This is a genomic window from uncultured Sunxiuqinia sp., from assembly GCF_947495665.1.
Classification (GTDB): Bacteria; Bacteroidota; Bacteroidia; order Bacteroidales; family Prolixibacteraceae; genus Sunxiuqinia; species Sunxiuqinia rutila.
This window is the reverse complement of record NZ_CANLZV010000046.1, coordinates 1-527: the sequence shown is the minus strand read 5'-3', so window position 1 is coordinate 527 and position 527 is coordinate 1. Positions and strand designations below refer to the sequence as shown.

Annotated in this window: 1 protein-coding gene; it reads left to right on the top strand. The window is 45.7% G+C overall.

The window, feature by feature from the left end; genetic code table 11:
• Positions 1-527: hypothetical protein (locus Q1A18_RS18980; RefSeq protein WP_299584723.1), on the top strand; the 527-nt coding region annotated here is incomplete at both ends.

Below are 527 nucleotides of genomic sequence, written 5' to 3'. Positions count from 1 at the left end.
CGGCCTATCAAAATGAAAAGGTAAGTTTTACCGGATGCCGGAAGTTATCGCCAAAATGGGAAAAGTATAGCGATAATCTTTGGGTTGCAAAAGTGAAACTTCCCACCGAACAAGGCTTCTCGCCAAGAACGATATATGTAAGCGGTGCTGCCTGTCCTGTGGCGAGATATCCCAATTTAGTACCGGGGGAAAGGCCCTGGGGGGGAGTGAATGCCGATTGTCTTAATCCAGCGCGTGTGGCAGCCTGGAAATCGCCGGTAGGCGCATATGTACATGGAATGCAGCAAGGCAAATGGGGAAGTATTCATTACAAAATTATTGATGTTACGCCCAAAGGGGCTCCGCATCTTGAGCTGATTTCAATAAATACCTCTACCATGTATAACAATGCCCAATTGCATAAAACCGATCGTTATGTAGAGAATGTTTTTGAAGAATTGGATACACCCGGAGAGTGGTTCTGGGACAAAGCTACCGAACAGTTGTATTTTTATCCTCCGGAAGGATTGGATGTGAACAAAGCTCAG